Annotated in this window: 8 protein-coding genes; 5 read left to right on the top strand and 3 right to left on the bottom strand. The window is 60.1% G+C overall.

What is annotated here, in order from left to right:
* Positions 1 to 32 precede the first annotated feature (32 nt).
* Together HMPREF3172_RS04460 and HMPREF3172_RS04455 are read left to right on the top strand one after the other, a co-directional pair.
* Positions 33 to 3,665: a bifunctional glycosyltransferase/CDP-glycerol:glycerophosphate glycerophosphotransferase gene (locus HMPREF3172_RS04460; protein ID WP_070515746.1), complete on the top strand. Its 3,633-nt coding sequence runs from the start codon at positions 33 to 35 to the stop codon at positions 3,663 to 3,665.
* A gap of 109 nt (positions 3,666 to 3,774) precedes the next feature.
* Positions 3,775 to 5,481, top strand: a complete 1,707-nt coding sequence (locus HMPREF3172_RS04455; protein ID WP_070515743.1) for a formate--tetrahydrofolate ligase — start codon at positions 3,775 to 3,777, stop codon at positions 5,479 to 5,481.
* 86 nt (positions 5,482 to 5,567) lie between these two features.
* Here HMPREF3172_RS04455 and HMPREF3172_RS04450 read toward each other — a convergent pair whose 3' ends face one another.
* Both HMPREF3172_RS04450 and HMPREF3172_RS04445 read right to left on the bottom strand, forming a co-directional pair.
* Positions 5,568 to 6,272, bottom strand: a complete 705-nt coding sequence (locus tag HMPREF3172_RS04450) for a methionine ABC transporter permease (protein ID WP_070515742.1) — start codon at positions 6,270 to 6,272, stop codon at positions 5,568 to 5,570.
* Positions 6,272 to 7,246, bottom strand: coding sequence for a methionine ABC transporter ATP-binding protein (locus tag HMPREF3172_RS04445; protein ID WP_070515740.1), 975 nt, complete (start codon positions 7,244 to 7,246; stop codon positions 6,272 to 6,274). Before HMPREF3172_RS04445 ends, HMPREF3172_RS04450 begins: the two co-directional genes overlap by 1 nt.
* 165 nt (positions 7,247 to 7,411) lie before the next feature.
* On the opposite strand from HMPREF3172_RS04445, the gene HMPREF3172_RS04440 reads away from it, so the two are divergent.
* The 3 genes from HMPREF3172_RS04440 (at position 7,412) to HMPREF3172_RS04430 (ending at position 11,006) form a co-directional block, all read left to right on the top strand.
* Complete coding sequence (locus HMPREF3172_RS04440; RefSeq protein WP_070515738.1) at positions 7,412 to 9,517, top strand: acyltransferase family protein; 2,106 nt, start codon at positions 7,412 to 7,414, stop codon at positions 9,515 to 9,517.
* A 69-nt stretch (positions 9,518 to 9,586) separates the two neighbouring features.
* Positions 9,587 to 10,546 carry a glycosyltransferase gene (locus HMPREF3172_RS04435; RefSeq protein WP_256173186.1) on the top strand — a complete coding sequence of 320 codons (960 nt, stop codon included), beginning with the start codon at positions 9,587 to 9,589 and terminating at the stop codon, positions 10,544 to 10,546.
* A complete protein-coding gene (locus HMPREF3172_RS04430; protein ID WP_070428082.1) occupies positions 10,539 to 11,006 on the top strand; it encodes a GtrA family protein in 468 nt (155 codons plus the stop codon). Before HMPREF3172_RS04435 ends, HMPREF3172_RS04430 begins: the two co-directional genes overlap by 8 nt.
* On the opposite strand, the gene HMPREF3172_RS04425 is transcribed toward HMPREF3172_RS04430, so the two are convergent.
* A complete protein-coding gene (locus HMPREF3172_RS04425; RefSeq protein WP_070428081.1) occupies positions 10,899 to 13,190 on the bottom strand; it encodes a DUF6716 putative glycosyltransferase in 2,292 nt (763 codons plus the stop codon). The two genes, HMPREF3172_RS04430 and HMPREF3172_RS04425, sit on opposite strands and share 108 nt — an antisense overlap.
* Between the last annotated feature and the right edge of the window lie 58 nt (positions 13,191 to 13,248).

Raw genomic sequence — 13,248 nt, 5'->3', positions numbered from 1 at the left:
CAGCGTGAATATTCAATGGACAGAAGGGTTCAATGAAACAGGCAGTTCGAAAAATGCTGGGCCGCGCAGTGAAGCGCATGCCAGCAGAAACGCGGCGCAGAGTCCGTGACGGCGTTCACCCAGCTCTGCGGCAGCGGGTCGTGACACTTCTGACCGGTTCTCAGTCTGGCAAACCCAAGTTGTCGGTCATTGTGCCGGTCTACAACGTTGAGCCTTATATCGCAAAATGCCTGAACAGCCTGATTCAGCAGACTTACCGGAACTTGGAAATCATCGTTGTTGATGATGGAAGTCCTGATAACTCGGCAGCCATTGCCCGGCGATATGCGCGTTGGGACAACCGCGTCAAAGTGATCAGCAAGGTCAATGGTGGACTCGGTGCTGCGCGAAACACGGGTCTCGAATATGTGACCGGCGACTACCTGACGTTTGTCGATTCCGATGATCACATTCCCCGTGATGCCTACCAAGTCATGATGCGCACGATTCTTCGTACTGGCTCCGACATGGTCAGCGGTGGAGTCTACCGGCAGAAAGGGACAAAGGTCTGGCTCTCTGCGTGGACCAAGAAGTTCCATTCGGAAGATCGGCTCGGCATCACCATCGACGACTTTCCAGAGGTCTTTGAAGACGCTATGGCTTGCAACAAGATCTTTTCCATGGATTTCTTCCGGAGGGCTGTCGGAGAATTTCCTGTCGGCATTCGCTACGAAGACCAGGAGCCTATGGCGAAAGCGTACTTGCGGGCACGATCGTTCGACGTCCTTCGACACCCGGTCTATTACTGGCTGCTTCGTGATGACGGATCGTCCATTACCCAAGGTAAAGAGAACCTTGACGACCTTACAGACCGGCTTGCAGTACTGGAGGCCGGCACTCAACACGTATTCAACGAAGGCTCAGAAGCTGCGAGGCACGGTTGGTTCAAAAAGGTCTTGACCGGTGACCTGATCCAGTACCTGGATGTTGCGCAAAGAACCAGCCAAGAGTACTGGGACGTTTTCAGCGGCGGTTTGAAGAAAATTGTCACTCTGAGCGGAGAAGACCTATGGAATGACCTTCCGTTTTGGGTTAGGTTGCCCATGTGGCTTGCTGTCCATAAAGGGCGCAGTGAGTCATTTGCGGCGATGCTCTGGCGCAGTGAACATGGGACCGGACTCAAACTCAAGTCAAATGGCGCTGGTTTTGTGGTTGACGGGGCAGACTTCGAAAACCGCTTCGGCCCACTTCCGCAAGACATACTTGAGGTAGCGCCAGATTCAGTGTCACTCAACTGCGCCGTTGATCGGGTCGAATGGCTCACAGGGTCGCTTGTTGAGATCGCCGGACACGCATATTGCGACCACTTGATTGACGGCCGTGAAGCTACGCCCAGAATGTTGTTGATCAACAGAAACGGCGACCAGGAAATCGAACTCGATGCGGAACGTTTTGAACCGCGCTTGTTGAATCGATTCAAGTCGCAGCTCGTTTCAGCACAAAATGCTGCCTACACAGTCCGGATCAACACAGAAGACCTTGACGTCACAGAGGGCTGGCGGCTTATTGCGAGAGTCTCGGTCAACGGCATTGACATCGACCATCGTGCCGGTGCTCTCAACCAAACAGCAGCGGCTGCGGACCCTGGATTCTCGAAAGTGGAAGATGGCCGACGTTGGGTTCTTGAGCCCTCATCTGACGGTAACCTCTGGTTCAACGCCAAGAGGGCTAAGGTGCCGGCTGATATCGAGAAACTTGCCGAACGTCGATTTGCTGTCACAATACGCGGCGCGAACGTTTCCGGCTTCGACAAATTGCGGATCCATAATCGGCGATCGTCGCAGGACTTTATGGTCTCTGGTCAGAGCTCGACTGATGGCAGCCGCAGGTTTGAGTTTGTCCTACCTGCCCTCGGTGGATCTTTGGCTGAAAAGAACGCCGACAGCACCTGGACTCTGCGAGCTGTCAATGGTAAAAAACAAACCCCCCTGAAGCCTCATTGTGGTTTCAACGAGCTCCAGAATCTTCGCGATGAGGGCTCTCTCTTTGTTGGAGTCACAGTGGCCGGCAACCTCAAGATCCACGAAAATCCGTGGTTTGTTACGGCTGATTCTTATGCCATTGTTTCTGAGGGCGGTCATACGCGAATGACTTTCAACGGCCGGTTTGAACTGCCTGCCGAGTGGAAGCCCACCAGCTTGGCTTTGCGGCGCGATGGCAAGACGGTTGCAGATACCGATGTTGAATGGACTGACGGTGGATTTGCTGCGAGGGTTGACTTGACCACGGAAGACTGGTTCGGCAACACAGTGCCTTTGCCTGCCGGCGGCTACAACTTCGTAATCGAAGGCGTGAACAGTCATACGGGTGCCACAGCAAGAAAATGGGTTCGCCTTTCTGAGGAGGCGGCAAAATCGTTGCCTGAGGTGTTTGATGAAGCTGTCCCCGCTGCTATTGCCACCCGTACTGCGAAGACTCGTTCCCTTTGGCTGCGGCTCGTGCCGCCGGTGAAGTTTGCTGAGAAGGGGACATACAATCGGGCTCGAGTGATCGAGGGCGCTGTTCGCGCTCATGTTGACAAGCCACTGGACAAGGCCATTCTGTTTGAGTCCTTTTTCGGAAAACGCGCGGGGGATATTCCGGAGCCTCTTTACTTCGAACTTCGCAAGCGTCTGCCAGATTGGAAGTTCTATTGGTCGAACGCGCAAGACAGCTTCGCAAGCCCTGAAGGTACCGAAACGGTAATCACTCACTCCGCAAAGTACATCGAGGCTCTGTTCACCAGCCAAATTATCGTCAATAACTGCGAGTTCCCAAGCTATTTCCGTAAGCAGCCTGGACAGCTGTACGTGCAGACGTGGCACGGTACCCCGCTGAAAATGATCGGGGCTGACGTGCACAGCGCCGGCCTTTCGCCGGAGTACCGCGCTAAAGTGCAGCGCGAAACCCAGTATTGGGACATTCTGCTGGCACAGTCTGACTTTGCCGCTGAGAAGTTCGACTCCGCATTCTCGTCAGCGGCGCGCACTATTGTTGACGGCTATCCACGAGTGGATGTGCTTGCTAACCCCGAACAGCACCGCGAAGCACGTGCAAAAACCCGAGCCAACCTCGGGCTACGCAATGACGAGATTTTCGTCCTCTACGCGCCGACATTCCGTGATGCGTCGCAGAAAGCCGGTGTCGGCTATCACCTGGACATCGGCATTGACTTTGAGCGTTTAAAGCAGGCTCTTCCGAGCAATGTTCGCCTGGGAATTCGGGCACATTCAAACGTCAAGGCCATGGAGCTGGTCGGAGACGAGTTCGTCATCGATGTAACCGAGTTCCCCGACGCGCAAACACTGCTTGCGGCTACCGACGTGCTGATCGCTGACTATTCGTCCATCATGTTCGACTTTGCCGCCACTCGCCGGCCAATGGTCTTCTTCGCTCCTGACCTCGAGGACTACCTTGAGAACAGCCGTGGAATGTACCTGGACTACGAATCAACCGTGCCTGGCCCGATTGTGCGCACTACTGCAGAACTAGGCGACGCATTGAATATGGCTATCACGGAGGGGCTGGACGAATACAAAGACAAGTACGACGAGTTTGTCGCAAACTATCTGCCCCACGAAGACGGTCATTCCGCAGAACGAATTGCTGATGAGATCGTCCGGTTGGTTCAGCAACAAGACCACTGAGTCTTAGCTGCTCGTACAGCTGTTAAAGGGAGGCATTGACATGGCGTCAGTGCCTCCCTTCTTGGGATTCGACAAGCTAAACGGCCGCCTTCAGTGAGACACTGGTCTCATGACTGTTGACCAGGAGATCGCACGCAAAGTTCAGATTGAGCGCATCGACTCGATTGCCCAGTCGGTGGGACTCGGCGCTGACGACATCATTCCGTTCGGCCATTACAAAGCGAAAGTGCCCGCACCTGATGTTGTTCGGCGCGGTAACGGCGCCGAACAGGGCAAGCTCATCCTCGTCACCGCCATGAGCCCAACACCTGCGGGCGAAGGCAAAACCACCACGAGCATCGGCCTAGCCGACGGCATCAACCAACTGGCACAGCAGGAAAACTGGGACATCCCAGCCGGCAAACACCCAGCCGTGCTTGCCCTGCGCGAACCATCCCTGGGCCCTGTCTTCGGCATGAAAGGCGGTGCCGCCGGCGGCGGATACGCACAAGTGCTGCCCATGGAAGACATCAACCTGCACTTCACCGGCGACTTCAACGCCATCGCACTTGCCAACAACCTCGCTGCAGCCGTACTCGACAACCACCTGCAGCACGGCAACGAACTCGGCATCGACCCGCGACGCGTCGAGATCCGTCGCGTTGTCGACCTCAACGACCGCGCCCTGCGCCAAATCGCCATCGGCCTGGGCGGCTTCACCGGCGGCATGCCCCGCGAAGACGCCTTCGACATCGTTGTAGCCAGCGAAGTCATGGCCGTCTTCTGCCTGGCGACCTCCATTAAAGACCTCAAAGACCGCTTGGGCCGCATCGTCGTAGCCCGCACTTTCGACAAAGAACCCGTCACAGTCGCCGACCTCGGCGTGCAGGGCTCCATGGCGGCCCTCCTGGCCGAAGCACTCTCACCCAACCTGGTGCACTCCATCGAACACACCCCGGCGTTCGTCCACGGCGGCCCCTTCGCCAACATCGCCCACGGGTGCAACAGCGTGCTCGCCACCACCGCAGCCCTGACCCACGGCAAGTACGCCATCACAGAAGCAGGCTTCGGCGCAGACCTCGGGGCCGAAAAGTTCCTCGACATCAAATGCCGAACCGCAGGAATCTTCCCCAGCGCGGCAGTCGTCGTCGCCACCGTTCGTGCACTCAAATACCACGGGGGAGTGGCCAAAAACGACCTCGAAACCGAAAACATCGACGCTCTCACAGCGGGACTTCCCAACCTGCGCAAACACCTGGACAACCTGCGCGAGGTCTACGGCATCCCCACCGTCGTCGCCGTCAACCGCTTCCCAAGCGACACCGACGCTGAACTCGAAACGCTGAAAACAGAACTCGACGGTGCCACCACGGTCGCCATTGCCGACCACTGGGCCAAAGGTGGAGCCGGTGCGATCGATCTCGCCCAAGCTGTCATCGAAGCTGCTGAGAGCACCCAGCCGCAGCCGAAGTTCGCCTACGAACTCGACCAGCCGCTGGAGAACAAAATCGAAGCAATCGCCACACGGATCTACGGTGCCGACGGCATTGACGTGCCCGCGAAGGTCAAACGCAAACTCGACATGTTCACCGCCGACGGCTACGGAAACCTGCCGGTGTGCATCGCAAAAACCCAATACTCATTCAGCACCGACGCCGCCCAGCTGGGCGCACCAACCGGCCACACCGTCACGGTCCGCGACGTGCGCCTGTCCGCAGGAGCGGGCTTCATCGTCGCCATCTGCGGCGACATCATGACCATGCCGGGCCTGCCGAAGAAACCCGCCGCACTGTCCATCGACGTGGACGACGACGGGGTCATCTCCGGCTTGTTCTGACCCCACACACGAACGAGGCGGAGGTCCAGAACCGCGGGTCACCGCGGGACTGGACCTCCGCCTCGTCAGTTGCCAGAAAGCTCAGATCAGCGGTGGTCGACCCGGCGAGCCAGCCAGTCACCCAGACGCTGAATGATGACGACAATCGCCACCAGCAGCACAATGCAGGCGATCATGACATCGCCCTGGTAGCGCTGGTAGCCATAGGAAATCGCCAAAGCGCCCAGACCGCCACCGCCAACAGCACCGGCCATAGCCGTGTACGACACCAGGTTGACCGCCGTGACGGTGACAGCTGAAATCAAACCCGGCAGAGCTTCGGGAATCAGCACCTGACGGATGATCTGAAAGTTCGTAGCACCCATCATCTGCACAGCCTCGATCTTGCCGCCGGCAACTTCGCGCAGCGCAACCTCAACCAGGCGGGCAAAAAACGGAATAGCGCCAATGGCCAGCGGAACAACAGTCGCCTGCCACCCCAAAGCCGTGCCCACAACAAAGCGGGTGAACGGGATGATCGCAATCATCAGAATGATGAACGGAATCGAACGGCCGAAGTCGACAATCGCACTGACAACCCTCTGCACCGTCAGCTGCGGCGCCAGCGACCCCTTCGCCGTCACCCACAGCCAAATGCCCAACGGCAAGCCCAGCAGAACCGCAAACAGGGTAGAGAACACCGTCATCTGCAGCGTTTCAATCGTCGCCGGCAGGAGGTCCTTCGTGATTGCCGGGTTGTTCAGCCACCTGGGCTTGTCGGCAGCAGCAAGCACAACATCAGAAGCAAACATCAGCGTGCCTCCTTGCAGTAGATTCCGGCATCCGCCAGGGCCTTGCCCAGGCGCCCAGTGGCAGCGTCATCGGCACCGCGCACACGCAGCCTGCCGACCTCCAGACCGTCGATCGTCTCAAGAGTTCCCGCCTGCACCTCGGCAACAGGGGCGCCCGCAGATTCAGCCAGCGCAAACAGCTCCGCAGCCGACGTCCCCGCCAAGCTGACTTCCAGAGTCCTGCGCTCCTGGCCTTCCTGCGTCAAAGGCACCGATGGCAGGGGAATGAGGTCTTTCGCCAGCGGCGACGATGGGTCAGCCAGGATGTCGCGCAGACGGCCCGTCTTCATGTTCTTGCCCTCAGCCAGCAGAGTCACCGAATCACAGATCTCACGCACCACCGACATTTCGTGGGTGATGATGAGCACCGTAATGCCCAGTTCGTCACGCAGCTGGCGGATAAGGCCCAGAATCTGGGCCGTCGTGGTGGAGTCAAGTGCCGAGGTGGGCTCATCACACAGCAGGATCTGCGGGTCCGCTGCCAGGGCACGCGCAATGCCCACACGCTGACGCTGACCACCCGACAGCTGCGCGGGGTAGCTGTCCCCGCGGCCCTCCAGGCCAACGCGCTCCAGCAGCGATTCCGCTTTCGCAAAAGCTTCCTTCTTCGGCACACCGGCAACCAACAGCGGGTGGGCAATGTTCTGCAGCGCGGTCTTTGCCGACAGCAGCTCAGCGTGCTGGAACACCATGCCGATATTGCGGCGGGCCCTCCTCAGAGCGGCTCCGCGCAGCTCAGTAACATCGACCCCATCGATCTCCACCGTGCCGGACGTCGGGCGTTCCAGCCCCGTCAGGCAGCGGATGAGGGTCGACTTGCCGGCGCCTGAACGGCCGACAATGCCGTGAATGAGTCCGGCATCAACCTGTAAGTCGATGCCGCGTAAAGCCGTGGTGCCCGCGAATTCCTTCGTCAGGCCAGTCAGAGTGATCACCCGGCAGTTTCCTTTCCATGGGGATAAGCCGCTGTGCCAAGCAGGCGGGGAGTACCAGCACAGGCAGCAAAGAAAATTGTGACACCATATGACGGCCTATACCGCTCTGCTCGTCATAAAGCGTCGTGAAATCGCGCACAGAAGAAGTTCACTAAGATAAGCCCGATGGTGAGGAAGTATCGCGGCGAAATTCAAGCCCTGCGCACAATCGCAGTGCTCGCAGTCGTCGTCTACCACATCAACCCCGACTGGCTGCCCGGCGGATTCATCGGTGTGGATGTCTTCTTCGTCATCTCCGGCTACCTCATCACCGCAGGCCTTCTGCGCCGTGTAGCCGAACACGGCAGAATCTCCGCCGCCGACTTCTGGGCTAACCGAGCCCGTCGAATCCTGCCGGCGGCCACACTGACCATCATCACGGTGACAATCGCGTCGCTTTTCATACTGCCGCGCTCACAGTTTGCCACCCTGAGCCTGCAGGCTGTCGCTTCCGGCTTCTACGTGCAGAACTACGCACTGGCCCGACAATCCGTCGACTATCTAGCAGCCGACAGCGCCCCGACGCCCTTCCAGCACTTCTGGTCGCTGTCGATCGAAGAGCAGTTCTACATCTTCTGGCCCATGCTGGTGGTCGCCGCATGGCACATAGCCCAGCGCATCCGCTGGGCCAGCCCCACTGACGACATCCGGCACCGCCGCCGCGTCAGGGTGATCGCCACCGTACTGTTCTTCGCAGTGGTCGGAGGGTCGTTCGCCTACAGCGTCTATATCACCGCACAGGACCCCACCAGCGCCTACTTCTACACGCTGTCACGCGTGTGGGAACTGGGAGTCGGCGGCCTCCTTGCGGTCTACCTGGGCGACCCCGTGCGCTTTCCCCGCACCCGCAAGTGGCTGGCACTGATCGGCACCCTCACCATCATCATCTGCGCCTTCGTGTACTCCGGTGACATCCCGTTCCCCGGCCTGACCGCACTCGTCCCGGTGGCGGCAACCGCCGCCGTCATCACCGCCGGCCACACCACCGGGTGGGGCTCCCCGCAGAGGATGTTCGAGTTGTGGCCCGTACAGAGAATCGGCGACTGGTCGTACTCCATGTACCTGTGGCACTTCCCGATCATCGTGTTCTTCGAAGCGCTCGCCGGCCGCAAAGCCACCGTGCTCGAAGCCGTCATCATCGTGCTGGCCTCCATCCTCATTGCCGGATTCAGCTTCTACCTGTTCGAAAAGCCGATCCTGCACTCACCGACCATGCGCCGATCATCCCCGCTGACACTGGCCGGGGCGCTCATCGCTGTCACCGCCGCAGTCGGTATCGGCACCGTGCCGCACACGCTGGTCAAAATGGACGAGGCGAAGGTCGCCGCCGCTGAAGCTCAAGTATTTGCCCCACCAGAACTCAACACGGCTGGGGAATTCGGGCCCGGCTTCCGATCCCTGCGGACCACCATGTACGAACCGCGCTACCAAAACCAGCCCCTCAAACCGGGCCTGGGTTCGATCGGCGAAAACTATCCCACGTTCGCAGGGTGCGGAGATGTGCCCGCCCTTGGCACCTCGTCAGATACCCGGCCGTGTGTCACCGGGGACAAGAACGGAACCAAAACCCTCGTCGTGGCAGGGGATTCCCACGCTGTGCAGTGGGTGCCGGCATTCGAAGAAGCGCTGAGCCGCGACGGCTGGAAGATTGTCGTCATCGCACGCGAAAACTGTCCGCTCAACCCCGAACCGCGTGCTTTCGAAGAGCGGCGGAACGGCTTCGTGTGCTCGCAGGCTGTGCCTGAGATGCTGGGCAGCATTGAACAGCAGAAACCCGATGCGGTCGTCATCACCAACCGCCGCTACGACGACTTCGCCGGCGGGCAGTCAGCCGCCAAGCGCGGCTACGATGCGGTGTTCAAGCAGCTGACAGACAGGTTGAATGGTGCGAAGATCATCGCACTCGGCGATTCTCCCGAAGTCCCAGACGGGGAGAACATGGCCGACTGCGTGGCTGCCGCAGGTGACGACACCAGCACGTGCGACTTCCCAAGGCCCGGGGTGGCAGAAGAGAAATCCAATAAGCCGCTGCGGGCTGCAGCAGAGGCCGCAGGGGACGGGGTTGACTATGCCGACACCCTCGATGCTTTCTGCACCGAACGTACCTGTCCGGCCGTTATCGGATCACGCGCCGTCTACCGCGATTCCAACCACATCACCGTCGAATACTCGAAAACACTCGGCAGCTACATCACCCGCGATATCGTCCCGTTGATCACACCTGCCGAATAATCGCGTTTTTGGACAGCTGCCCTCACCGTGGGCAGATACCATTGCTGTGCGTACAGTCCCGTCCAATCTGTGAAGCTGAGAGTGCAAGAGAACACCCCCTTCGGTTCGCGCCGCATTGCCGCCATCGCCCCGTGCCACAACGAAGAGCTGACCGTCGGCAAAGTCGTCGCTGACCTGCGTGCTGCTCTGCCCGGTGCTGATATCTACGTCTATGCCAACAACTGCTCTGACAACACCGCCGAAGTCGCACGGGAAGCAGGCGCAATCGTGCGCTTCGAGGACCGTCCCGGCAAAGGCAATGTCATTCGTCGGGCATTCGCGGATGTTGACGCAGACATCTACCTGATCATCGACGGTGATGACACCTACGAAGCCGCAGACGCACCCGGCATGGTGCAGACCATGATCGACGGCAACTACGACCACGTGCTCGGCGTGCGCACGCCCGCCGACTCATCGGCCTACCGACCGGGACACGAACGCGGCAACCGCGCATTCAACGTGCTGACCAGCTGGATGTTCCGCGACAACGTCACCGACATGCTGTCCGGATTCCGCGTGTTCTCGCGCAGATTCGTCAAATCCTTCCCCGCGGTCAGCCGCCACTTTGAAATCGAAACCGAACTCACGGTGCACACCATGTCGCTGCGGCTGCCCAACGCCGAATACCCCGTCGGCTTCCGTGACCGCCCCGAAGGCAGCTTCTCAAAGCTGTCCACGTTCAAAGACGGCTTCAGGATCCTGTGGCTCATCACTCAGCTGACAGCCCACGAAAGGCCGCGTCTGTTCTACGGCGGACTGACAGCGCTGTTCGCACTCATTTCACTGGCCCTGGGCGTTCCCGTGGTGTGGGAGTTCTTCCAAACCGGCTACGTGCCGCGCCTGCCCACCGCGCTGCTGTCAGCCGGCTGCATGATCCTTGCGTTCCTCATGGGATCGGTGGGAATCATCATGGACGGCGTGCGTCGCGCTCGCCGCGAAACCTCACGCCTGCACTACCTGGAACTGCCGGCACCCGGAAATGAATGAGAGCCGGCGCAGCTCGCTGATAAAAGAAGCGCTGCAGTTCCTGACCGTCGGCGGTGTCAGCTACATCGTCGACGTCGGGCTGTCCAACCTTCTGGTGTACGGCCTGTGGGCAATGCCCGCACTGCTGCACGACGGTCCGATCAAAGCGAAGATCATTTCGACCATCGCATCAGTCATTGTCGCCTGGATGGGCAACAAACTGTGGACTTACGGTGATCGGGAAACAGGTTCGAACCTGCGCGGCTTTGTGCTGTTCGTCCTGGTCAACGGGGCCGGCATGATCATCACCGTGCTGCCGCTGGCCTTCACCTGGTACGTTCTCGGCCTACGTGGTCCGATCGCCTACAACATTTCAACGAACATCGTCGGCATCGCCCTGGCCATGGCGTTCCGCTTCTACGCCTACCGCACCTGGGTTTTTCGCGACACGCGTGAGGTTCTTAACGAGTCTGCGTCCTGACCGGTACACGCTGACCACCTGCTTGGGTGCGTGAGCTCGCAGCTCCGCACGCAGGGTCGGCCACGACTGAATAGAATCGCGGGTCTTCCGACCATCGAGTTCGTAGTTTTCCGAGCGGCGAGCAAGGCACGCCAGCTGTGAGGAGAGCTCCTCACTGGGCTTTTGGAAGTAGTTTGCCTCAAGCCATTCGGGGTCAGGATGACGGAACCTGCCTGCAACAAGATCATCGAAGCTGCCGATGAGGTTCGAACCGGCAAAAACCTCGTTGAGCATGCTTCGGCTGACACCGAAGTCGCCGATGATGAAAGTGCGCAGGCCTCGATCGAGGGATTCCAACGCCGCGGTTGAGGACACCGTGACGAGTGCTGCGCCGTCGGTGAGGAAATCAGCCATGGGCCCGACCTCCACCTGCAGGTCATCGGGCCCAACAGCCCCTTCGGCAATGAGCTCCGACAAGATCTCAATGTAGGTGTGCTGTTCGTGGTGGGTTTCGTGTTCACCCGGACGGCTGCGGACCTTGATGATGACAGGAACATCGAGCTGTTTACCGGCACGCGCAAGCTCCAGCAGAAGTGTGCGGCGCTGACTGCGTTCTTCGGGGACTTTGGCCTGCGGGGCAAAGACAATGCGGTTCGGCGGAGTGCCGTCAGCAAACTGCGGCTGCGGAGCACCCACAGACTTCAGCATGGGCAGGCGCCCCACCCACACATCGACCGGCAGGCCCAAACGCCGGTTGACTTTGCGGTACAGGTGGCGCTCGTGTTCAGAATGAGCGATAAAAGCATCGCCGCGGCGGCGGTAGCGCTGTCCCTTGATGGTTGCCGGCAGACCCACACCGGGGAGGCCCGACACCAAACCGGGCCGGCGCGGCAGGCGAGCAGCCGTGGAGTACACCGTCTGTACGACAGGGCCCGTCGCCGCCGCCAGCACCACGTCTGGGCTCACTGCTGACAGTTCACCCTCCAAACGCGACACGGGAATCACGGGAACTTCGGCTTCGGCCCTCGAGGTTCCGGCAACAGCGTTGGCAATCTGCTCACCGGTGGGCTGAATGGGGGATTCGACAATCCACAGGTCCGTCTCAAAACTGTCATCGAAGCCGTCGAGCATCGCGGCGGCCCACTTGAGATACGACTCGCTGTCACAGACAGCGACAAGCCGGTGGCGCCTCGTGCCCCGAGAATCGAGCATCCGACCGGGTGAGAGAGCAGACTGTGCGTTGAGTTCTCGACGCAGAGAGTCCGGAGCGGAGGTTTCCCACCAAGCGCGCGGAATCTCAGTGATGTGGATTTCGGGTGAGTCCATGACCAGAGGCAGAGTCTGCACCGCCGTTGACGGCAGTGAATACACCGCGGTCTGCGCGGGGAACGGCGCCAAACGCAATTCCAGCGGCGTACCGGACTCCACCACTGTGATGCCGGGCAGGGAATCGAGAACAGCGAGTTCGTCAGCCGTCTGACGGCGGTGGGCAAAGAACAGGGCAGGCTGCTGTGCGCCGATCTCGGCGGCCCAGTCAATGAGCGCCCGCTGGTTGATAAGGCCATCTGCGGCAAGGGCCGTTCCCACAATGACGGCGCGATCGGTGGGAGTGTCAGGGGCCGTGGCCTCCAAACACGTGCGCACCTGTGCAAAGGAATGGCGGATGAGTTTCCCGCCGGCTGCTGTAAAGCGCTGCGGCAGGGATTCATCGGGAGTGAGCGCGCTGAACCACGAAAGCCGGCCCAGCTTGATGGCGCTACGCAGCACCGCGGCGGCGGCGTGGCCCAGGGCGGTGCGGCGGACTGTCGGCTTAACGCGGGCACGAACGAGCGCCTGGCGTGTGGGGCTGAGAATCAGGCGGATCGCGCGGACCGTGGCGAAGCCGTCATCAAGAATCGTGATGTGGGGCAGCCCGCCCGGGCGGACCGCGCATTCGGCCAACAGCCGCTGAATCCTGCCGGAGAGAGGATCGCCCAGCAACAAGTGGTCAGCCTGCGCGGCCTGAGCGGGGGAGGGGAAACCCGAATGCAGCAGACAGTCATCCGGCAGCAGTCCCGCCGGCAGGTTGCCTGCGAACGCCGCCAGCGAGGGGCTGTCTTCGCGTATGCAGACCACCACGTCATTTCTGTGCTGAACAGCGTGCAGAGCTTCCAGCCCTGACAGCAGCTGCAGAGGTGATTCAGCCAGAATGTACGTTCCTGCCACGCAGTATCCTCCTAGGTGTGCGGCCCGGCGAAGACTGTGAGAAGGCCGGGGTGCGCTG

Source organism: Brevibacterium sp. HMSC08F02 (assembly GCF_001807555.1).
Lineage (GTDB): Bacteria > Actinomycetota > Actinomycetes > Actinomycetales > Brevibacteriaceae > Brevibacterium > Brevibacterium ravenspurgense.
Note: the sequence above shows the minus strand (reverse complement) of the source record. Positions and strands in the feature narration are given on the sequence as shown.

Excerpts from the sequence above, each read along its gene's own strand:
- HMPREF3172_RS04460 (WP_070515746.1), top strand. The coding sequence starts at position 33 with ATGAAACAGGCAGTTCGAAAAATGCTGGGCCGCGCAGTGAAGCGCATG.
- HMPREF3172_RS04455 (WP_070515743.1), top strand. The coding sequence starts at position 3,775 with ATGACTGTTGACCAGGAGATCGCACGCAAAGTTCAGATTGAGCGCATC.
- HMPREF3172_RS04450 (WP_070515742.1), bottom strand. The coding sequence starts at position 6,272 with ATGTTTGCTTCTGATGTTGTGCTTGCTGCTGCCGACAAGCCCAGGTGG.
- HMPREF3172_RS04440 (WP_070515738.1), top strand. The coding sequence starts at position 7,412 with ATGGTGAGGAAGTATCGCGGCGAAATTCAAGCCCTGCGCACAATCGCA.
- HMPREF3172_RS04430 (WP_070428082.1), top strand. The coding sequence starts at position 10,539 with ATGAATGAGAGCCGGCGCAGCTCGCTGATAAAAGAAGCGCTGCAGTTC.